Annotated in this window: 18 protein-coding genes and 1 tRNA gene; 4 read left to right on the top strand and 15 right to left on the bottom strand. The window is 37.2% G+C overall.

Annotation, left to right across the window (positions count from 1 at the left end):
• Positions 1 to 190 precede the first annotated feature (190 nt).
• A complete protein-coding gene (gene gmk, locus J0H12_00245; protein MBN9412343.1) occupies positions 191 to 835 on the top strand; it encodes a guanylate kinase in 645 nt (214 codons plus the stop codon).
• A gap of 11 nt (positions 836 to 846) precedes the next feature.
• Here the strand turns inward: gmk and nhaA are convergent, their stop codons facing one another.
• The 8 genes from nhaA to J0H12_00205 form a co-directional block, all read right to left on the bottom strand.
• Entirely contained in the window at positions 847 to 2,049 is a 1,203-nt protein-coding gene (gene nhaA / locus J0H12_00240; protein ID MBN9412342.1) for a Na+/H+ antiporter NhaA, read from the bottom strand.
• A gap of 96 nt (positions 2,050 to 2,145) precedes the next feature.
• Positions 2,146 to 4,839, bottom strand: coding sequence for a hypothetical protein (locus J0H12_00235; protein MBN9412341.1), 2,694 nt, complete (start codon positions 4,837 to 4,839; stop codon positions 2,146 to 2,148).
• A gap of 90 nt (positions 4,840 to 4,929) precedes the next feature.
• Positions 4,930 to 5,688: an LPS export ABC transporter ATP-binding protein gene (gene lptB, locus J0H12_00230; protein MBN9412340.1), complete on the bottom strand. Its 759-nt coding sequence runs from the start codon at positions 5,686 to 5,688 to the stop codon at positions 4,930 to 4,932.
• Positions 5,689 to 5,692: 4 nt separating this feature from the next.
• Entirely contained in the window at positions 5,693 to 6,313 is a 621-nt protein-coding gene (locus J0H12_00225) for a hypothetical protein (GenBank protein MBN9412339.1), read from the bottom strand.
• A gap of 34 nt (positions 6,314 to 6,347) precedes the next feature.
• Positions 6,348 to 7,037 carry an LPS export ABC transporter periplasmic protein LptC gene (lptC, locus tag J0H12_00220; protein ID MBN9412338.1) on the bottom strand — a complete coding sequence of 230 codons (690 nt, stop codon included), beginning with the start codon at positions 7,035 to 7,037 and terminating at the stop codon, positions 6,348 to 6,350.
• Positions 7,038 to 7,055: 18 nt separating this feature from the next.
• The gene (locus tag J0H12_00215; GenBank protein ID MBN9412337.1) at positions 7,056 to 8,027 is read right to left on the bottom strand and encodes a KpsF/GutQ family sugar-phosphate isomerase; all 972 of its coding nucleotides are present in this window, start codon (positions 8,025 to 8,027) and stop codon (positions 7,056 to 7,058) included.
• Between the two features lie 77 nt (positions 8,028 to 8,104).
• A complete protein-coding gene (locus tag J0H12_00210; GenBank protein ID MBN9412336.1) occupies positions 8,105 to 8,761 on the bottom strand; it encodes a ribonuclease D in 657 nt (218 codons plus the stop codon).
• Positions 8,761 to 8,846 (bottom strand) — tRNA-Leu (locus J0H12_00205). The genes J0H12_00210 and J0H12_00205 overlap by 1 nt, the downstream gene beginning before the upstream one ends.
• A 313-nt stretch (positions 8,847 to 9,159) precedes the next feature.
• Here J0H12_00205 and J0H12_00200 point away from each other — a divergent pair.
• Both J0H12_00200 and J0H12_00195 read left to right on the top strand, forming a co-directional pair.
• Positions 9,160 to 9,852, top strand: coding sequence for a prepilin-type N-terminal cleavage/methylation domain-containing protein (locus J0H12_00200; GenBank protein MBN9412335.1), 693 nt, complete (start codon positions 9,160 to 9,162; stop codon positions 9,850 to 9,852).
• Positions 9,818 to 10,579: a prepilin-type N-terminal cleavage/methylation domain-containing protein gene (locus J0H12_00195; protein MBN9412334.1), complete on the top strand. Its 762-nt coding sequence runs from the start codon at positions 9,818 to 9,820 to the stop codon at positions 10,577 to 10,579. Before J0H12_00200 ends, J0H12_00195 begins: the two co-directional genes overlap by 35 nt.
• Positions 10,580 to 10,591: 12 nt before the next feature.
• Here J0H12_00195 and J0H12_00190 read toward each other — a convergent pair whose 3' ends face one another.
• The 5 genes from J0H12_00190 to rpmH all read right to left on the bottom strand — a co-directional run bounded on the left by J0H12_00190 (position 10,592) and on the right by rpmH (position 15,312).
• On the bottom strand, positions 10,592 to 11,830 hold the full coding sequence (locus J0H12_00190) for a hypothetical protein (GenBank protein ID MBN9412333.1): 1,239 nt from the start codon (positions 11,828 to 11,830) through the stop codon (positions 10,592 to 10,594).
• On the bottom strand, positions 11,830 to 13,029 hold the full coding sequence (locus tag J0H12_00185; protein ID MBN9412332.1) for a type II secretion system F family protein: 1,200 nt from the start codon (positions 13,027 to 13,029) through the stop codon (positions 11,830 to 11,832). The genes J0H12_00190 and J0H12_00185 overlap by 1 nt, the downstream gene beginning before the upstream one ends.
• Position 13,030: 1 nt before the next feature.
• Positions 13,031 to 14,752: a Flp pilus assembly complex ATPase component TadA gene (gene tadA / locus J0H12_00180; protein ID MBN9412331.1), complete on the bottom strand. Its 1,722-nt coding sequence runs from the start codon at positions 14,750 to 14,752 to the stop codon at positions 13,031 to 13,033.
• A gap of 75 nt (positions 14,753 to 14,827) precedes the next feature.
• Positions 14,828 to 15,172 carry a ribonuclease P protein component gene (gene rnpA / locus J0H12_00175; GenBank protein MBN9412330.1) on the bottom strand — a complete coding sequence of 115 codons (345 nt, stop codon included), beginning with the start codon at positions 15,170 to 15,172 and terminating at the stop codon, positions 14,828 to 14,830.
• Between the two features lie 5 nt (positions 15,173 to 15,177).
• Positions 15,178 to 15,312: a 50S ribosomal protein L34 gene (gene rpmH / locus J0H12_00170; protein ID MBN9412329.1), complete on the bottom strand. Its 135-nt coding sequence runs from the start codon at positions 15,310 to 15,312 to the stop codon at positions 15,178 to 15,180.
• A gap of 165 nt (positions 15,313 to 15,477) precedes the next feature.
• Here rpmH and polA point away from each other — a divergent pair, with 165 nt between their 5' ends.
• Positions 15,478 to 18,234, top strand: a complete 2,757-nt coding sequence (polA, locus tag J0H12_00165; GenBank protein ID MBN9412328.1) for a DNA polymerase I — start codon at positions 15,478 to 15,480, stop codon at positions 18,232 to 18,234.
• Positions 18,235 to 18,316: 82 nt separating this feature from the next.
• On the opposite strand, the gene J0H12_00160 is transcribed toward polA, so the two are convergent.
• Complete coding sequence (locus J0H12_00160) at positions 18,317 to 19,204, bottom strand: cation diffusion facilitator family transporter (protein ID MBN9412327.1); 888 nt, start codon at positions 19,202 to 19,204, stop codon at positions 18,317 to 18,319.
• 150 nt (positions 19,205 to 19,354) lie between these two features.
• Positions 19,355 to 20,215 (bottom strand): hypothetical protein, encoded by an 861-nt coding sequence (locus J0H12_00155; protein MBN9412326.1) that lies wholly within the window; start codon positions 20,213 to 20,215, stop codon positions 19,355 to 19,357.
• Positions 20,216 to 20,231: the final 16 nt, after the last annotated feature.

Genomic DNA, 20,231 nt, shown 5'->3' with positions numbered 1-20,231 from the left:
TAAATATGCCTTTTTATCTTCTTCATGTTTAAGGAAAAATGCTAATAAAAAATTATAGGGGGTCCCTTTATTTTTCCATATCCTTTATATTTCATTTATTTATCAAATACTTGAGTTTTTTACTTTCTAAATTCTTTTGGCTTTGCGTCTTCTCCTTGCAGCTCAGATTAAGGAATGATAGAACTTGGTTATGAAAAAACGATTTATTGATATTGAAAGACGAGGCTTAATGCTCGTTCTCTCGTCTCCTTCAGGCGCAGGGAAAACTTCTTTAGCGCGAAAATTACTCGAAACTGATCTCCAATTGATGCTTTCAATCTCAATTACAACAAGAAAACAAAGACCTGGTGAAATCCATAGTCGCGATTACTTCTTCGTCACACCTCTTGAATTTGCAAAATTACGAGATGAAGGTGAGCTCCTTGAACATGCGCGCGTTTTTGACAATGATTATGGAACACCGCGTGCGCCTGTTGAAAAAGCCTTATCCCAAGGAAAAGATGTTCTTTTTGATATTGATTGGCAAGGTACTCAGGCCCTTAGCCAAACAGCTCGTGGAGATATGGTAACGATTTTTATTTTACCCCCTTCCTGCGAGACTCTTGAAGAACGTTTAAAAAATCGCGCCCAAGATTCAGAAGAAGTCGTCAGTGCGCGCATGGCAAAGGCCGTTGACGAAATGAGTCATTGGGCTGAATACGATTATGTTATTGTTAATGAAGATTTTGAGCAAAGTGTGGCAGACATTCAAGCTATTTTGGTTGCAGAACGGCTTAAACGTCAACGTCAGATTGGACTTTCCACTTTCGTAAATAATTTACGTCATGTGTACTAAGAAAGAATCTTTCAGCTCGATACTGAATGATTTTCTGTGCCAAAGTGAGAAGTCTTAAGAGCCTTTCTTAATAACATCGTCCCCATAAAGGCAGAAAATAAAGATCCTAAAATTACACCGAGTTCCATCTGATTCGTATAAGTTTTATCTTCAAATGACAGAGTTCCAATAAATAAACTAAACGTGAAACCTATCCCACAAAGGACATTAATTGCCCCATATATTCTCCAACTTATGTCACAAGGAAGTCTACATAATCCCATCTTAATAGCCGTAAAAGAGAATCCCATAATCCCGAGGGGTTTCCCAATAAATAAGCCTGCGATAATTCCCAGTGTAATTGATGAATAAAAATCAGGTATCGACAATTCTTTAAAAGCAACTTCACAATTTAAAAAAGCAAAAATAGGTAAAATTATTAAAGCCACAAAAGGATGAAGAGAGTGTTCGAGTCTTTTTAAAGGAGAAGATGCTTTTTGATCTAACTCTTTGACCCTGAGAGGAATAAAAGCACCCAGAAGAACGCCTGCAAGCGTTCCATGGACGCCCGCTTCTACGAGAGATAACCAAAGCCCTATTCCTAAAACTAAGTAGATACTAAGCTTACTGACTTTTAATAGATTAATAACAGTCAAGAGAAGCAGAATAAGAACAGCAATAAGAAGCGGAATATAATTTATGGAAGCAGTATAAAAAATAGCTAACACCATTACCGCAATAATATCATCAATAATTGAAAGAGCGACGACAAATAAACGCAAGGTAAGCGGTATTTTCGTCGAAAAGAATGAGAGTATACCAAGAATAAAAGCTGTATCTGTGGCAATTGGAATCGCCCATCCTTTTGCCTGTAAAGAATCATCGCCATTAATAAAATAATAAACAATAGCGGGCACGATGGCTCCCCCAAAGGCTCCGATGATCGGGAGCTTAAGGTTTTCTCGAGACGTAAATTCTCCTTCCAAAAAATGATATTTAGCCTCAAGCGTAATTGTTAGGAAAAAGATCGCCATCAACCCATCATTTGTCCATTTTATGAGAGGCTTATGAAGTCCAAAATCACCGACTGTAATACTGATAGGGAGGTTTATAAGGTTAAGGTAAATATCATAAAGACTACTATTACTTATGCATAACGCCAAAATCATTCCACTAAAGAGCAAGATCCCCGACAAAGATTCGATATTGATATATTGTTGGATTCTATTCTTCATTAACTTCTTTCCCTGCAAAACAGTATTAAGAAGTTATACCAGTAACTCTATTAAAGAATTGTAAATGTCTGTGTTGTGTGCCTTATTTTATTGGCTTTATATAGATGGTTTATAATTTACACTTAACTGTTCTTGAGAAATTCCAAGCTCTTTCCCGAAATTTTTTAATCTTTCTTCAAGGTCTGAAAGAGCCTGTTTTTGATCAGAATGGATTATTGACGGGAAAAGTCTCAAATTCCCTTCTGGTACTTTTTTAAAAAAAGCGTCAATAAATTCTTTAAGTTCTTCTTCTTTTAAAGAGCTACTTAAAACTAAACTTTCTAATTTAGAAGGAAAATAATCTAATAATGATAAAAATTCATTATGCACAGTTAAACACAGGCCTTCTAACTTTTTAAATTGAGGAAGCATGTTCAAAAATTCCGTTAAGTCTGCGTTCCAATCATTAATAGCTAACGATGTTATAGCTGGAGCAGTAAGCTCAACCCAATTCTTTTTACTATTTTTATACGCCCACACGATCGCCTGCTCTATAGTGGCTGAGAGCTCTTGATTTTCAAGATACCCTTCCATAATTTGTGGGTTGCAAGAAATTATGGCACACATTTTCTCATCAGTAAGAACCGGATTATCTCCTATTGTAAGAGAAATTAACATTGAAGTCAGTTGATTGATTGCATGATAATCCTGTAAATTTAATACTGACGCCATTAAAGACCGTGCAAAATTTTCTAAAAATCCAAGCCGATTCCTAAAAATAAGCTCAATAAAAGACAGTTTAGTTTTAAGTGATCTAACATCGACACCATAACAAAACGAAGAAAGCTCTGAAGGTGATAAGCGAGAGCTTTGTTCCCTCAAAAAATCTAAACTTAAAAATTGGGGAGATATTTCTCTTAAAAGCGATGTAGATAAGAACTGTTCTGTAGGAACAGTTTTACGCCAATTATTTTCTTCATCTTCGCACACTTCAATATTTGAGTGCATTGTCGTAATATGCCATATAAAGCTTTTCTTATCATTAACTTTAAAAATAAGATCACCAAAATAGTCTTTTAATTCTTCCTTTCTTAAAGATTCCTCAAGTTCTGCTTCAAAAGAAAATTTTTGATTTAATTCTGCTATTGCATTTTCAATAGCTTCTTCTCCCTCTTCAAAATGAATAAGAGGAATTTCTTCAGGAGAATCTGCAAGAACTAAGTTAAGGCAATTCAGAATATTCATAATTCCAGCCTTCAATTCATAGGTTCTTTTTTCACGAGGTGCCGTCCCAGGTTTGCAATAAACAACTCCTTTTCTGGCAGATAACATCGTCGCCCATTCATCATGCACTTCTGGTGAAAAGTGTGTGGTAGGATCTGGATGTTGCTTAAAAATTTTATAAGCTAAAGAAGTTAAAGGGAATGCGTTTATATCTTGATGATAACCTTGTTCCCCTTTCCGTCGAGAGATAAAATGTAAGAAGTTAAAGCACGATGTTTCAACACAATTCGCAAAAGACTGCCCCTTATATCTTGATGTACCATAAGGAATAAGAGGTGGCAAAAAAGCATCAAAAAGTTGATATCCCCAAGAAAGAAGAGCAAGTTTCTCAGAATTTAAAAGTATTTCTTCACTTCCAGGTGACCTTTCTAAAACCATTGCTTTCCAAGGTTCATATTTAGCGAGCGAAAAGCGTGATTTAATGTGAGGCATGACCTCATCTGAAGAAACATCAAGTAGACCAGAAAACCAATCGGCAATATCCGACTCATTTTTTGCCTTCATCCAGAAGTAAGTTACCAAAGCTCTTTGAACAATAAATGCTGGATAAGAATAACTTCTTTCATCATTTCGTTGCTGGGAAAGCGCCTGAATAAGAGTTTCAACAAAAATAAATTTTTTAAATTGAGCCTTATTTTCTTCTAAAAACAGCTCATCTTTACATCTATGTTTAAAGCCATTTATTTCAGCTAGTTGTGCTTCAATTAATTTTCTACCCTTAAATGCTTTATATTTATTATATTGATCCCAATAAAGAATATAATCCTCTAATTCATTATCTTTTAGTAATCCTTTCTCAAAAAGATCATTTTTTTCAATAGATTTAAGTGCTTTTGTATATTTATCTGGGTCATCTTGAGTAAAGTCTACATCTTCTAAATCTTCTTCTGAAATTCCATTCAGAAGTTTAGCAGTATATAAAGCTAAATTCTTCTTAAAGTCATACGCAAGAAAAGCTTTATAATGGGTTATACACTCTTTTAAACTCACAGCAGGAACATCAAAGAAAGATGTTTTTTCTTCCCTCTCTTCCAAAGGAAATAGCTGATGAAGCGAGTCTCTAAGTGTTTGCTCACTTTTTTCAACCTCAGAAATCATACTACCTTCGTCAATTTTGCGGGACATCATTCCTAAAGTTTTAAAGGAGGCTGAGTTAATAGGGTCTGAAATTGTTTGGTTAGGTTGAAGCTCAATGCTCCCTGGAGACGGAAAAAGAAGTTGTAAAATACTCGAGATGGAATCTTGAGGACAAAAAACTATCCCATCATCAAAAGAAATAGCTTGAAAATGAACAGGAAACTCAGGGTTCCATTGACCATAATTCCCAAAAAATCTTCCATTTTTTATTCTTTCCTTCTCACTAAACCTTAATGACGGAGAATAATAGAGCGCAGAAGGATAACCTTTTGAAAAGAGTTTAGACTGTACAAATTTATCCAAACCATCAAAAAAATATAAATCCGTTGCCTTTAAGGAAGTCGACAAGATGATCAAAAAACTAAGACGCAAAATGAAACGTTGGATCATGTCAAAAATTTAAACCAAAAAGTTAAGAATTATTGGGAAGAAATTTGATGACTATAGTAGATCTTGGCAAATTATGTGTCAAGATTATCGTTAAAGCTTAAAGCCTTCCCCTAAGTAAACACGCCTTACATTTTTATCGGCAATAATTTCAGAAGGAGTTCCTTGCATCAACACATACCCATCATTCATGATATAGGCGCGATCAACAATATCAAGGGTTTCACGCACGTTGTGATCTGTAATGAGGACACCAATATTGCGATCTTTAAGGTGAGAAATAAGTTCACGAATATCGTGAACAGCAATAGGGTCAATTCCTGCGAGAGGTTCATCAAGCATGATAAAATGAGGGTGGGTCGCTAAAGCTCTCGCGATTTCAACGCGACGACGCTCTCCCCCTGAGAGTGTAATAGCCACTGAGCGTCTTAGATGCGTAATCATAAACTCTGAAAGCAAACCTTCTAACATATCTTCACGTTCATCAGAATCTTTCACCGTTACTTCAAGAACTGCTTTTATATTCTCTTCAACTGTCAGCCCCCTAAAAATAGAGGCTTCTTGAGGAAGATATCCTATTCCTAGGCGAGCACGACGATACATGGGTAAAGCCCCAATTTCATAACCATCAAAATATATCTGGCCTTGATCGGGTTTTACCAATCCTGCGATCATTGAAAAACAAGTTGTCTTTCCTGCACCATTCGGTCCAAGTAACCCAACTGCTTCGCCTCTTTGCACATGAAGAGAAACATCTTTTACAACAGGTCGTTTGCGGTAGCTTTTACCAAGCATTATAGCTTCCAAGCCTGTTCCTTTTAAAAGAGATGTCGTGGGTTGAGAAGAAGCCATAATTTTATCTTATTGTTCTCTGCGTTTTAGGTAAAATAAGCACTTTTACACGATTCGGTGCGGTTTTTACTTTTTTATCTTGTTCTTGTATTGGAGATTTTCTTAACATTTTACTGATGCCTTTGTCGAGGTCAACTTCAGCATAAGCACCATGCATTTGCCCCTCTTCGTTTGTGATTTGAACATCTTCTTTTAATATTACGACATCCTTCTCTGGTTGATAATGACCATATTTCGCTTTCGCAATTTCTTTTTGGGTCACAATAATCACGTTATTAAAGGCCTCAATTTCATCAAGATTATATTTTCTTGTTGCATCTTTTTTGATATGCGCTTTCAAAAGTTCAGCTTCAATAATTTTATCAGGAGAACTCATGATGGCATGCCCACTTGCCTCAATTTTATATAATTCATTTTTTGAATGTGCTGTTGATCTGAAATACGTTACGAGCTTGTCACACTTTAATTTGTACGCTTTATGGATCACTTCAACATTTCCATAAGCCGTACACATATTTTTATCACGCTCACAGATAATTCCATTATCAGAATTAATTTCGATCGGAACTTCTGCCTTTTCAATAGGTTGCTCTTTAATTTTTGCGTATGCAAAATTAGAAATCAACCAACCACTCCCCATAAAACACCAGAATAGGAGACTATTTTTCATGAGAAAGACCAACTTTTTTATTATCAGGAGACTCTGATGCATTCAATATAAGGGTGCTTTTTCCTATAAAGTGAATCTTATTCCCCTCATTTTCTATTTTAAAACCTTGAGCAACAATTTCGCTTGAAGGCCCTTTCCCTACAATTGGCTTAGACCCTTCAATACTTTTACCATTTGTGTCAATTGACGCCGAGTCCGTCGTGAATTCGTAGCCTGAGCTTGTTTTTAATTTAACATTTTTTTCATAATTTAAAAATTTTGTATTTTGATGAAAGATTCCTTGATCTCCATTAATTTCAATTTCTATTCCATTATGAAGAATATGCTTACTAAACGGTTGTTCAAGTCCAATCTTTTCTGAAGAAACTTGTTCAGCACTTTGGGCATCAATATTAAAAGGGCGTCGATCTTTATCATAGGAATGCATTCGTGGCTGCTGAATCCTATTTTGCACTGCAAGATGTTTAAAGCTATTGTCTCCTTGCGATTCTATCGAATTTAGAAATTTCTCTATTTGTGGCCAAGCAATTAAAGTTACTCCCATTAATATAATTACCGCACATGAAAACTTTCTCAAAAAAATGATCTTTTCTGAACGACGTTGATGTTGTTGCTGCAATTCTTGACTTAATGGTTTTCCTTTAAGAGAGGCATAGAGTTTATTTTTTATGGAATTCATCGCTTCTTCTATCGCTTATTAAGAAATATTCGCTCTTAAAAAGTCATGTATATGAACAATCCCCACGACGTGATCTACTTCCAGTTTATTTTCAACAATAAAAAGAGTTGTCACTTGTTTTTCATTCATAAAAGCAAGCGCCTCTTCCGCCAGAGCTCCGGCATGAATAGTGTAAGGATGAGTTGTCATGACTTCTTCTACTAAAGCTGAAAAAAGATTTGCATTCATATGACGTCGCAAATCTCCATCCGTAATAATTCCAACTAAAGTTCCTGATGTTTCTACAACTCCCACACATCCAAATCCATGAGAGGTCATGGCTAAAATAGCCTCATTCATAGAAGTCCCAGGACTCACAAGAGGGACTTTCTCATTTTTATGCATAATCTGAGAAACTCTTGTCAAACGCTGACCTAATTTCCCCCCAGGATGAAAAACGCCAAAATCTTCAGGAGAAAAATCTCTAAAATTCAAAAGTGTCGTTGCCAACGCATCTCCCAACGCAAGCATCATTGTCGTTGAGGTTGTCGGCGCAAGTCCTAAAGGGCAAGCTTCTTCTATTGAAGGTAAGAGTAAAGTGACCGTTGATGTTTCCGCAAGAGTACTCCCTTTTTTTTGTGTAATCGCAATTAAAGGAATAAGGCGACGTTGCGCATAAGCCAGTAAATTAGAAAGTTCAGTTGTTTCTCCCGAAGAAGATAAAACTATTAAGGTATCCGCTGGCGAAATCATTCCTAGGTCCCCATGACTCGCTTCAGCTGGATGAACAAAAAGAGCGGGGGTCCCTGTGGAAGAAAGCGTCGCAGCAATCTTTCGCGCAATATGTCCGCTTTTACCCATTCCAGAGACAACAACGCGACCTTTTGTTTCAAAGATAATTTGGCACGCTTTTAAAAAATTCTCATCAATGGCCTTAGAAAGAGCCTGCAGAGCGCTCGCTTCTAAATTTAGGACTCGTTGAGCTTCTTCCAGCGTAAAATGCAATACCATATCAGATTTTTGGGGGTTTGAGTTTGTAACTGCATTGAAAGCAATAACTGTCATTGATACCTCTTTTTACCTTAAATTTAGTGATCGAATACATTTAAGTTTTGATATCCTAAAAGATCCAATTGGGAACATGTGGGGATAAAATTAAAACATGTTTGTGCCAGTTTTTCTTTTTCTTCCCGTATTAACATAGCCTCTAAGATATCTTTAAGCTTATGAAGATAAAGCACATCCGTGGCCGCATATCTTAATTGTTCAGCTGTGAATGTGGGCGCTCCCCAATCAGAAGTCTGAGCTTCTTTTGAGATATCTACGTTTAAAAGTTCTCTACAAAGATCTCTTAATCCATGGCGATCCGTAAAAGTACGCGCAATTTTTGACGCAATTTTTGTACAATAGACCGGATTAATTTCAATTTTAAATGTATGCGATAACAAGGCCACATCAAATCGAGCAAAATGAAAAATCTTTAAAATAGAAGGGTTCAATAAAAGTTGAACAAGATTAGGTGCGTGATAATTTTTCTCATGACTGAACTGAACAACATGACAAATTCCATCACCTTGAGAAAGTTGTACTGCGCATAATCGATCTCGATGGGGATTCAACCCCATAGCTTCTGTATCAATTGCAACAGAGCCCTCAAATTTTACAGAAGAAGGTAAATCTCCAAAATGATGCTGAACATTGAGACTTTGCTGTGCAGTCACAATTAATCCTCCATTAACTCGCATGGTGCCCAGGAGAAGACTTGAACTTCCACAAGCTTGCGCTCACTAGAACCTGAATCTAGCGCGTCTACCATTCCGCCACCTGGGCTCTAATCTTTATGCATAAGTCTTTGCAACCTTCTCTGTCAAGTTTTAGAGATAAGCAAAATCTTTTTGTATTATCTCTATTTGTTTGAAAAGAAGGATTAGGAAAAGAGGAAAGAGAGCGGAACTCATCACGTCTTCACCCAATCACAATAGCAAATTTAAGCTACAAACTCAAGGAAAAATTGCCTATATGCCTTAATTTGTCTCTTATAAGATAGATGAAAAAGCATGTAAATTTTAGCCCTTTTCTAAAATTGGCTTGTTGTGATCCTTCAGGACTTTTAAAATAATCTGACGTTAAAAGAGGAATTTATATGCGAAAACGAAAAATAACCCAAGCGGGCTTTAGTCTTGTGGAACTTGCTATTGCGCTTATGATTATAGGGCTTATTGTGGGAGGCATTCTAAAAGGGCAAGAACTTCTCGAAAGCGCGCGCTTAAAATCTGTCTTAACTCAGGTAAATGAATATCGTGTAGCAGTCAGCACATTCATGGACCGTTATGATGCTCTGCCTGGTGATTTTGATCAAGCGGCTGAACTTATTCAAGACGGACTTCTTAATGGAAACAATAATGGAACGATAGAAGGTCCAGGCTTAACAACTCAAGGGAAAGAGCATGAAGCCGCTTCGTTCTGGGCCCATTTAGCAGCAGCTAATCTTCTTCCAAGTTCAGGCCTTCCTTCAGGAACCCAAGCAAAATTTGGGTCGGGCGCTCCAAAAGCTAAAATTGGTGGCGGCTTTACAATTTGCCATCATCCCTTTGAAGATATGCCTGGTCACTGGTTTGTCCTTGGCAATCAAAATGGAAATAAAGGAGATGCCCCAGGCCTTACGCCACTTCAGGCCATGAGTCTTGATAAAAAAGCCGATAATGGCGACCCAACAACAGGAAGAATAAGAGTTAAAGATGGAGCTGGTGTCAAAGCAGGAAGCTGTGTCACCCCTAAAGGCGAATATAATACGAAAAATAATGAAATTGCGTGCGTCATTTATTTCCAAATGTAAACATAATCAAGCTGGTTATTCATTAATTGAACTTGCTATTGTTTTAGCAATTATTGGTATTATTGGGGGGTTGAGTATTCCTCTTTTAACGCCGCAAATAGAAAGAACAAAACTTGACGTAACACGCCGCCATCATCAAGAAATCATGGACAGCTTAGCGTCTTATGCCGCCCTCTACAAATCACTTCCCTGTCCTGCTGATCCTGCGGCTCAAGGACAAGAAGCAGGCGTTGCCCGTCTTTATTGTTCAAAATCTCCTGAAGCCAGAGGAATTATTCCCTATCGAACCCTTGGACTTCCCGAGAGTGTAGCACGCGATGGTTATAAAAACTTTGTCACATACGCCGTTGAACCTAAAATCATCTTCAGACCTAGCGCCGAATTTAACTTTAAAAGATTTTGTGAAAAAATCAGTTCACGTTCACTTAAAGTTATTGATGAAAATGGCTCTAGTGTCTTAGGAAAAGGAGAAGATAGTATTCTATTTGTCCTTGTAAGTCATGGCCCTACAGGACATGGAGCCTATATAGGAAAAGGCACAATAGAAATACATCAAGGAATAGATGTCGGTCGTGGGGAAATTGAGAATGGTAACGGAGATTTAACTTTTATAAGCGCCCCTTATTCAACAAGAAAAGACGCCCCTTTCCGCCATATTGTGACATGGAAAACTCAAAGAAATTTTGCGGGAATTTGTACAAGTTATCGTCTTCACACTCACCAGTGATGAAATATCCTCTTAAGAAATATCTTTTTGAGTATTATGCGTCTGCCAATCGCCCTCTTTTATGCATCTTTTGTGAGGAATAAAAGTTTGGTTAGGCTTTAAAATGATCACTGATTCTTGAGAATTTATTTTTCTTAAAGTGACTTGCTGATCAGTTACAAAAAGAATCTCATATCCAAAATCTTTAGCCCCTTGAAGTGTCGTTATTTTCTGACCATTGAGCCAGAGAGTCCATGTTTTTTCATCGAGATAAAAAATTGCTGCCAAATACAAAGACAAAGGCGATTTTGAAGAGACTTGACGCGAGATCTTTTGAATCATTCTTTGAGGTATTTTTTGGTCTTTTTCAAAGATCCAAAAATTCTTCGTCATCAATAATGCTCCCCCAATTATTCCACCAAGCAGACAAAAAAAGGCATATTTATAAATAAATTTTTTGTAAGGGAACATTCCAAACTCAGGAAATTGAAACATACGAAATTGAGATAAACGATGAGCTTTAATATGAGAGAACACCTCTTTTGCTAGATCTTGAATTTCTATAACTTCTCTTACATCTTCGTAAATTTCTTGAGTTAGCGAGTCTTTCATATAAACAATTGGAAGATTGGTTATAGTAAGATGATACTGACGCCTAATATACTGACTGTAAGAAGTGATTTGATTATTATATTCTTCTTGAGAGGGCTGCTTTATTATCCTTAAATGACGAATTTCACCCTCTAAAAATAACATCTGCTTCAAATACCCATTCCATGGCAGTAAAAGAATCAAGGGAGACTTTTCACCTATTTTTTTGAGGTTTTGCAGCAAATACTTTCTAGCCTCAATAATAAAGAAAGTTAAATGAACATTGATTCCTCTTTTTCTTAAAGGCACTATCCATGTTTTCATCGCCTCAGAAAGTGGTGATGCCATTCCCAAAAAAGGAGATGTTTTTTGATATCCTTTTAGATACATACCTCCAAACAAACTTTCAGCGGAAAATTTTTCTCTTAAATGATTTATAAGCAACGATTTTTTATCAAAAAAAGAAGTTCTTGGTAGGATTCCTGTTTCTAAAATTTCACTCTCATGATCTATCAGAACAGTTAATGAAATCGGACCACTTGAAGAAATTTTTTCCATCAACTCATTGGGTGTTTTTAAACAAGATCTTTCTTTTAAACGTCCCCATCGATAGATAAAAACCTCCCCCCGATCCTCTCGTAAAATCAAGTACCATTTCTGCGGTATAAAGTAAGAAAACATTATAAATCCAGTCCTATTAACTGTTCATATAAAGGGATAAAAACAGCACTCACGATCCAAAACATTATTCCGCCGATTATTAGAAGACCAATCGGCTCAAGATAAGCCAGAAGTTTTCCTATCTTCTGATCAATAGTATGGCGATAGTGCTGAGTAATACAATGCAAACAAGGGTCTAATTTTCCCGTCTGTATGCCAATTTTTAACATTCTTGAGAGATACAGATCAAAAAAATCATCACCCTTAAAAGCGTCCGGTAAATTGTGACCTCTTTTTATTTTCTCACTGACTTCAGATAATTTTTGTTTGATAAAAAGATTTGTTAAAGAAAGTCGAGCATTCGCAAAACACTCAAAAAGATTAATCTTATTCTGATGAAGAATCGCAAAAATCTGAAAAAAAAGAAGAACCTGCATCTCTTTGAAAAGGCGCCCGATAAAAGGCATTCTAAGAATAACTTGATGACACTCTATTCTTATTTTTTGAGATAAATGACTTAAACAAAATAATACCCCTATACCCCCGCCTAACAATAAACAAAGACTACTTATAATAAGAAAAAATTTGTCAGAGACAAAAACAAGAATACGCGTTGATAGAGGAAGTTCATGACCAAAACTACTAATCAATGTTTGAATTTCAGGAACAACAAAAACTGAAAGAATACTGATCAATAAAAGAATCATTCCTAATAACAATAGAGGATAACGCAGTGACTGGATGATTTTGACTTTAAATTTTTGCTGTTCTTTCAAAAATATTGCTAATTGATCAAAAGCCTCAACTAATTCTCCACTTATTTCAGCAGCCCTGATGATTCCTACAAAAACGTGGTTAAAAACTTGCGGGAAATAACTCATCGCTTCAGAAAGAGAGGCGCCATTCTCAACGAGATAATAAATATTTTCAAAAACATCCTTAAGGTGAATAGAGGGTGAGGATTGCTTGATTGAATCAAGAATATCCAAAAGAGGAATACCAGCTTGACTCATTTCTTTGAAATGAATGCAAATCTCTTCAAGATGACTTTCATTACGTGAATAAAAAAAACGCCTATAATGCGATTGTTCACGATAACGTAATAAATATTCTCCACGCTCTGCAAGACGATGTCGCACCTCTTCTAAAGAGGAGGCCATTATAATTCCGCGCTTTTTTTGACCTTGGGCCGTGACAGAATAATACCTGAAATGAAGCATGTTAAATTTTTCTCAGTCCAACAACTCTTTCAATTTCAGCCATGTTCACTATTCCTTCTTGAAAAATCGAAAGAGCCGCATGGCTCATCGATTGAAATCCTTGACTTTGAACATAAGTCCGAAGTTCAGTCAGTTTAGCATCACTTAAAAGATCATCCATTTGCTCATCAAATACGAGCCATTCAGCAACAGCAATACGTCCTTTATAACCCGTGAATTCACACTCATCACACCCTTCTGCTTCCCAGAAAATATGAGCGCTCTGTTTATACTCTTGAAACAGAAGTTTTTCCTCTTGAGTCAAGTTTCTTTCAATTTTACAAAAGGAACAAAGCTTTCTTAAAAGTCTTTGAGCAATCACGCCTCGAAGATGGCCTGCTAACATTTGGGGAGAAATACCCAAATCCTTAAATCGAGAAATGATATCAAAAGCATTATTTGTGTGAAGAGTCGTCAAGACAAGATGACCCGTCATAGCGGCTCTCAACGCCATTTTAGCCGTTTCTTCATCTCGCACTTCTCCAATAAAAATAATGTCGGGGTCTTGACGCAAAATTGAACGGATGCCTTCGACAAATGATACACCACCCGGTTCACGCACTTCAGTTTGCCGAATCAAAGGAAGCTCATATTCTACAGGCTCTTCCAGCGTCATAATATTAACATCTGTTGACGCAATATAGCGTAGCATCGAGTAAAGAGTTGTTGTTTTTCCAGAACCTGTGGGACCCGTCACGACCACAAGCCCCTGAGGGGACTTGATTAATTGCTTAATAGAATGAACTGTTGCTTCTTTAAATCCTAATTCTTCTAAAGGTAATAAAGAATGACGTTTATCCAAAATACGAACAACAAAATTTTCCCCATGAACAGTTGGATGAGAGGCCGCTCTAAAATCAACTTCACGATTTGCCACGATAAAACTAAATCGACCATGCTGTGGAAATCGATTTTCTGTAATATCCATTTCTGACATAATTTTTAAGCGCACAAGAAGCATTGGCCAATATTGACGATGAAAAGTGCATATCTGCCGAAGAACACCATCCAAACGATATCGACATCGAATAAATGTTCCTTCTGGCTCAAAGTGGATATCTGAGGCCCTTCTTTTCACAGCATCCATTAATAAAGTGTTGATAAAGCGAATCGCTGTCCCTTCAGTGTGTTTTTTATCTTTATTTTCTTTTTCCTCAATTTCATACAGAAGACCTTCAATAGAAAGAGCATGACCATAGGCTTTATCAATTGCTTGACTTAAATCCATCGAAGTCGCCACATAAGGAATAATATTTGTAACGTGAGGAAAAAAATACCGAAGCTGATCAATGGCTATCAGATCATCAACATCCACCAACGCAGCATGCAAAGTTTTTTCTTCGCAAAATAAAGGTAAGACTTGGTAACGTTCAGCAACATTTTTAGAAAAATTAATCAGAAGATGGGCATCGATGATAAATTCTTGAAGATTAAAAATAGAGATTCCCTTTAAATCCGCAATGATCTCTCTCAGAACTTGATCACTTAAAAAACCTAAATTAACAAGTATTTCTTCTAAACGCTTACCTTGCTTTTGGTGTTCGATTTCTGCAATTTTTATTTGATCAATTGAAAGCAGACCTCTTTTTAAAAGGTGTATTCGCAGATCAAAAAATTCGTCGATCATGCCGGAAATTTTCTCTTGGGGAATGGGATTCACCTCGCGCAAAGTAATTCTTTGCATAAAATCTCCGTGTATTATGTCTTCATCTACTTCTTTTTTAAAATAGAATTATTTTCTAATACAACCAATTTTACTCTAATGGGCATGAATATGTGTTAAGGCCCATCGAAAATCTCTCTCAAGTTTTTGAAAATCAATGGTAAGTGCTTTATCGCGTGCGATCAGAACATAATCAAAGTTGGTTTGGGTATGAGTCAGATTAAGCCGCACAACTTCCTTTAAGCGACGTCGGGCCCTATTTCGCTGGACAGCACCACCAATCTTTCGACTTGCAGTAAAACCGAAACGAGCATGATGAAAGAGGAAATTTTCTTCTTGAGGAAGACATTGCAAGATAAACGCTGAGGTAACCCAGCGTTTTCCAAGGCTAGAAATTTTTTTAAATTCTTGTCTCTTTTTCAGAGAAATAAAAAAGGTCACAGTCTCTAGGCAGAGAGTCTTGCGCGCCCTTTAGCTCGTCGATTTGCTAAAACTCTACGGCCACCAATTGTTGCCATACGAGCGCGATATCCATGACGACGCTTTCTTACCAAAACGCTTGGCTGATAGGTCCGCTTCATTTGAAATCTCCTTAGGAACTAATTTATTGAAAGCAGTCTATACGGTTTTTACGCTTAATTGTCAATCCTTGTATCATGGTATTTTCTTGCATCGCGGTATTTTCTTCATGCACCTCCCTAAAATTCATGATAATTTTCTTTCACCGCAAATAAAGAGAAATATCAATGGCACCAACTCCTTTAAAACACGTGTATTTAATTGACGGATCAGGCTTTATTTTTAGAGCTTTTCATGGATTACCTGTGCTAACGCGACCTGATGGGACTCCTGTCAATGCAGTTCTGGGTTTTACAAATATGCTCATGAAGCTTTTATCTGAAACTAACGTGGACCATTTAGGGGTTATCTTTGATACGGCTAGACGAAATTTTCGCCATGATATTTATCCCGACTATAAAGCCAATCGTCCTCCACCGCCACCCGAGCTTATTCCTCAATTTCCACTCATCCGCGAAGCTTGCCAGGCTTTTAATGTCCCCTCAATTGAGTTAATAGGGTATGAAGCTGATGACCTGATCGCGAGTTATACTCAAGCTGTTCTTCAACAAGGAGCAGATGTAACAATTGTCTCTTCAGATAAAGATCTGATGCAACTTATCGGTCCAAACGTTCGTATGTTTGATCCTATGAAAAATAAGTCTATTGGAGAAGCTGAAGTCGAAATTAAGTTTGGCGTCAAACCTGAGAATGTTGTTGATGTGCAAGCCCTAGCCGGAGATAGTTCGGATAATATCCCAGGTGTCCCAGGAATAGGACTTAAAACAGCAATGCAACTTATTCAAGAGTTCGGATCTCTTCACGATTTATTGAACCGTCTTCATGAAATCCCTCAAACAAAACGTCGTGAAACGCTTCAGCAAAATACAAAAGAAGCCCTTTTGTCATATCAGCTTGTGACTCTTTCCAAAGAAGTTCCCCTCCCAATGCCCCTTGAAAACTTAGAATTAAGGGTACCAGAACCTGTAAAATTAAGAAGCTTTCTTGAAACACAGAATTTCCGCTCCCTTCTTTCCCGTCTTGAGCGTGAAGGAACGATCGCTTCTAAACCAGCGACTTCTGATTCTCCTCAAAAACCCACTCCTATGAAGGCCAACTATCAATTAATCACACATCTCGAAGAGCTGCAAAAGTGGATTCACGAAGCTAAATTTCAAGGTGTCATTGCGCTTGATACAGAGACAACCTCCTTGAAAGCTCTCCAAGCCGAACTTGTTGGCGTTTCTTTAGCTCTTGCACCAGGAAAAGCTTGTTATATCCCTTTGAGACACAAAACAAAAACGCCCGAAGATTTATTTTCAGGGCCCTCAACAAATCCTCAACAAATCCCTTATGAAAAGGCTCTTAAAGAATTAAAAGAACTCTTAGAAGATCCTTCTATTCTTAAAATTGGGCACAATATAAAATACGATGCTCTTATTCTCTCGCAAGAAAATATCAACGTGGCTCCTTATGATGATACGATGGTACTTTCTTATATTTTAGATGGGACCCATCATGGGCATGGTCTTGATGAATTATCTCAAGTTCATTTTGATCATCAAACAATAAAATATAAAGAGGTGGTGGGCACAGGCAAAGAAGAAGTTACTTTTGACTTTGTCCCATTAGATAAGGCATGCACTTATGCCGCAGAAGATGCGGACATGACCTTTCGACTTTATCAATTGTTAAAACCTAGACTTCCAAAAGAACAAGCGACAAGTATTTATGAAACCATTGATCGGCCTTTAATCCCTATCTTAACTGAAATGGAAATGATCGGGATCACGGTCAATCTTCAAAAATTAAAAGAACTGAGCCAGAATTTTCAAGAACGTCTTCATTTCCTCGAACAAGAAATTCATCAAGAAGTAGGGCACCCTTTTAATCTTGCCTCTCCCAAACAACTCGGCGAAGTTCTTTTTGAAGAGCTGAAATTAGGCACGGGTAAAAAAGGAAAGAGTGGTTCTTATGGAACAGGGGCTGAGGTCCTCGAAGATTTAGCTAATCAAGGCCATAACTTACCTCAAAAAATTCTTGATTGGCGACAACTTGCAAAACTTAAAAGTACCTACACAGATGCGTTAGTTGAAGAAATTAATCCACATACTGGACGTGTTCATACCACATTTGGAATGACGATGACTTCGACAGGTCGCCTTTCTTCAAGCAATCCTAACCTTCAAAACATTCCTATACGGTCGGAAGAAGGACGTAAGATTCGAGAAGCCTTTGTCGCAAAACCGGGGCACATGCTCATCTCTTTGGACTATTCTCAAATTGAATTAAGACTTCTCGCTCAAATGGCAAATATGGAATCTTTAAAAACGGCTTTTCGAAACGGTTACGATATCCACGCCTTAACGGCGTCGGAAGTATTTGGCTTGCCCTTGGAAAATGTTGATGCAGAACATCGTCGTCGGGCAAAAGCCATCAATTTTGGAATCATTTATGGTATCAGTGCCTTTGGTTTGGGGCGGCAATTAAAAATCTCCCCCAAAGAAGCTGCTCATTATATTGAAATTTATAATGCTCGCTATCCTGGGATTTTGGCTTTCATGGAAGATCAAAAAGAAAAAGCTCGAGCTCAAGGATATGTTGAAACCTTATTTGGACGAAAATGTTTTATCATGGGTATTCACGAAAAAAATCCTACCTTAAAAGGCTTTGCCGAACGCCAAGCTATTAATGCACCTCTTCAAGGCACAGCAGCCGATATTATAAAACAAGCCATGATTCACCTTCCGATCAATCTCGCTAAAGCCCAATTGAAAGGAAAGATGCTTCTTCAAGTTCATGATGAATTGATTCTTGAGATTCCAGAAACGGAAGTTGAAGCCACTCTTCAAATCGGAAAACAAACGATGGAGAAAGTCGTCTATCTAGATATTCCTTTAACTGTTGATACGGGTGTCGGTCGAAGCTGGGCAGAAGCAAGTTAAAACCGAAAGAAGAGGTTATTTAGTTTAATATCGATAAGCGCCACTAATTCAAATTGGCGCCTTCTTTTTTACCTAATTTCTTTTAAGGATGATCATCGATTTCGCCACTGGGATCTTCATGGATTAAGACTTCTGTATAAGGAAAAGCTTGTTGAATTTTCAAGATGACCTCTAGAGAAATTTTATGAGCTGTTTTTAAGGTTAAATCGCCATCCATTTCAAGATGAATTTGAATAAATTTCTGTGTCCCAGAAGAGCGAGTTCTTAAATCATGATACCCTAAAACTTGGGGATGATTTAAAACAAGTTGAATGATCTTTTGTCGATCTTCTTGAGAGAATTCGCGATCAATGAGAATATCAAAAGATTGAGCAACAACTTTCCAGGCTGTGTATAAAATATAAGCCGCAATGCCTGTCCCAATGAGAGGATCCAAAAAAGACATCCCGTTAAAGCGGCTTCCTAAAAGCGCAATAATAACGCTTATATTAATAAATAAGTCACTTTGGTAATGAATTGAATCCGCCTGAATGGCGATAGAATGGGTGCGCTTAAAAACATGCTTTTGATACAAAACAAGGGCAAGCGTCAGAACAATCGAAAATCCCATCACTCCCAACCCGATGCCCGCCTCTTCAACAGACTCAGGATGTAAGAAACGATTCCCCGCTTCGTAAAACAACCAACTTGCAGACCCAAAAATAAAAATGGATTGAGCTAACGCCCCAATTGCCTCAATTTTACCGTGTCCAAAACGGTGTTCTGCATCAGGAGGACGATGGGCTTCACGGATTGCAAACATATTTAAAAGCGAGGCTAATCCATCAAGCACTGAATCAATCAACGAAGCTTGCAGGCTCAAAGCCCCTGTCACTTGCCAGGCGAAAAATTTTGCAAGAATCAAGATGCAAGCAACAACGACCGACGCATAACTTGCATATTTCACTGATTTTAAATCACGTTGAGGCACCTTCTTAACCTTTCGCTTTTTTGTTCCATTAAGAGTAAAAGATTTTGGAAAGAGTGTACAATACGACTTTTCAATAAAAAAGGAGCAAAATTTAATTTGCTCCTTATAACTAACTTTTTAAGAAAGTTTATCTTTATTAAATTGTGGGATTTAAGTACGATCTAAACTAATTTTTTTCCAACCAAGCCCTGCATACATAGATTCAAGAAGTGCTGTATCAATCCCTAATGACAAATAAATTTCATTCTTCAAAGAATTGCTGATCGTCGTATAGAATTCGTTTTCTAAACGTATATCTTCAGGATTAAATAACATTTTTAGACATATTTCATCTGACATTTTTTGACTCTTCATATACTCAACAAACCATGTACGTCCAGCGATTTTAGCCACCTCATTATAATCTAAAGGATATATCTCTGGCTGTTGCAACGCTTTGTGAACATAGAAAAATTTCATAAGCGTTTGATTAATGCGGTGTGCCCCAGAAGTTTGCTTTATAAAAGTTGCATCAAATTCATACAATACATGAAGACAGAGGGGATTCTGCTCAACATCACCATGAGAAAAAATTGGACGAAAAACATCATAACTACCCACCACATTTATTTCATTAATAGAACTAAATGCATATGCACCCGGAAGTGTATAAATTCCTTTAAATGTTTTCAAAATCCCCATTTCTTTCATTCCAGGAAGCATTTCTATCTCGTATTTTTCATCTTCCTCATAACTCGCTTCCTTAAAACAGAGACGTTCTTCCAGAGGATTTGTATAATTAGTCAAAATTTGTGATTTATTAGGTGTTAACTTTTTTTTATTTTCCTCATCTACTCGATAAACTTTAAAGCCTTCGGTGGCTTCTCCTTTAGTATAAAGTTGCGTCCATTGATCTTTCGAAAAATTCTGCGGAAAAAAAGATTTTTTCTCGTCTGATTGATCATCTGAGGCAAAACTTGGCAAAATATTTAAAGAGATAACGGTCATAAGAAGGAGGGATTTTTTAAGCATAATAACGGTCCTTGAG

This window comes from Candidatus Paracaedimonas acanthamoebae (assembly GCA_017307065.1).
GTDB lineage: Bacteria > Pseudomonadota > Alphaproteobacteria > Caedimonadales > Caedimonadaceae > Paracaedimonas > Paracaedimonas acanthamoebae_A.
The sequence above is the reverse complement of the archived record's forward strand: the minus strand, read 5'-3'. Positions and strand labels throughout refer to the sequence as shown.

What these genes read in the sequence shown, in the direction of transcription:
- gmk (MBN9412343.1), top strand. Translation starts at nt 191, where the DNA reads ATGAAAAAACGATTTATTGATATTGAAAGACGAGGCTTAATGCTCGTT.
- nhaA (MBN9412342.1), bottom strand. Translation starts at nt 2,049, where the DNA reads ATGAAGAATAGAATCCAACAATATATCAATATCGAATCTTTGTCGGGG.
- J0H12_00235 (MBN9412341.1), bottom strand. Translation starts at nt 4,839, where the DNA reads ATGATCCAACGTTTCATTTTGCGTCTTAGTTTTTTGATCATCTTGTCG.
- lptB (MBN9412340.1), bottom strand. Translation starts at nt 5,688, where the DNA reads ATGGCTTCTTCTCAACCCACGACATCTCTTTTAAAAGGAACAGGCTTG.
- lptC (MBN9412338.1), bottom strand. Translation starts at nt 7,037, where the DNA reads ATGAATTCCATAAAAAATAAACTCTATGCCTCTCTTAAAGGAAAACCA.
- J0H12_00215 (MBN9412337.1), bottom strand. Translation starts at nt 8,027, where the DNA reads ATGGTATTGCATTTTACGCTGGAAGAAGCTCAACGAGTCCTAAATTTA.
- J0H12_00210 (MBN9412336.1), bottom strand. Translation starts at nt 8,761, where the DNA reads ATGCGAGTTAATGGAGGATTAATTGTGACTGCACAGCAAAGTCTCAAT.
- J0H12_00200 (MBN9412335.1), top strand. Translation starts at nt 9,160, where the DNA reads ATGCGAAAACGAAAAATAACCCAAGCGGGCTTTAGTCTTGTGGAACTT.
- J0H12_00195 (MBN9412334.1), top strand. Translation starts at nt 9,818, where the DNA reads ATGAAATTGCGTGCGTCATTTATTTCCAAATGTAAACATAATCAAGCT.
- J0H12_00190 (MBN9412333.1), bottom strand. Translation starts at nt 11,830, where the DNA reads ATGTTTTCTTACTTTATACCGCAGAAATGGTACTTGATTTTACGAGAG.
- J0H12_00185 (MBN9412332.1), bottom strand. Translation starts at nt 13,029, where the DNA reads ATGCTTCATTTCAGGTATTATTCTGTCACGGCCCAAGGTCAAAAAAAG.
- tadA (MBN9412331.1), bottom strand. Translation starts at nt 14,752, where the DNA reads ATGCAAAGAATTACTTTGCGCGAGGTGAATCCCATTCCCCAAGAGAAA.
- rpmH (MBN9412329.1), bottom strand. Translation starts at nt 15,312, where the DNA reads ATGAAGCGGACCTATCAGCCAAGCGTTTTGGTAAGAAAGCGTCGTCAT.
- polA (MBN9412328.1), top strand. Translation starts at nt 15,478, where the DNA reads ATGGCACCAACTCCTTTAAAACACGTGTATTTAATTGACGGATCAGGC.
- J0H12_00155 (MBN9412326.1), bottom strand. Translation starts at nt 20,215, where the DNA reads ATGCTTAAAAAATCCCTCCTTCTTATGACCGTTATCTCTTTAAATATT.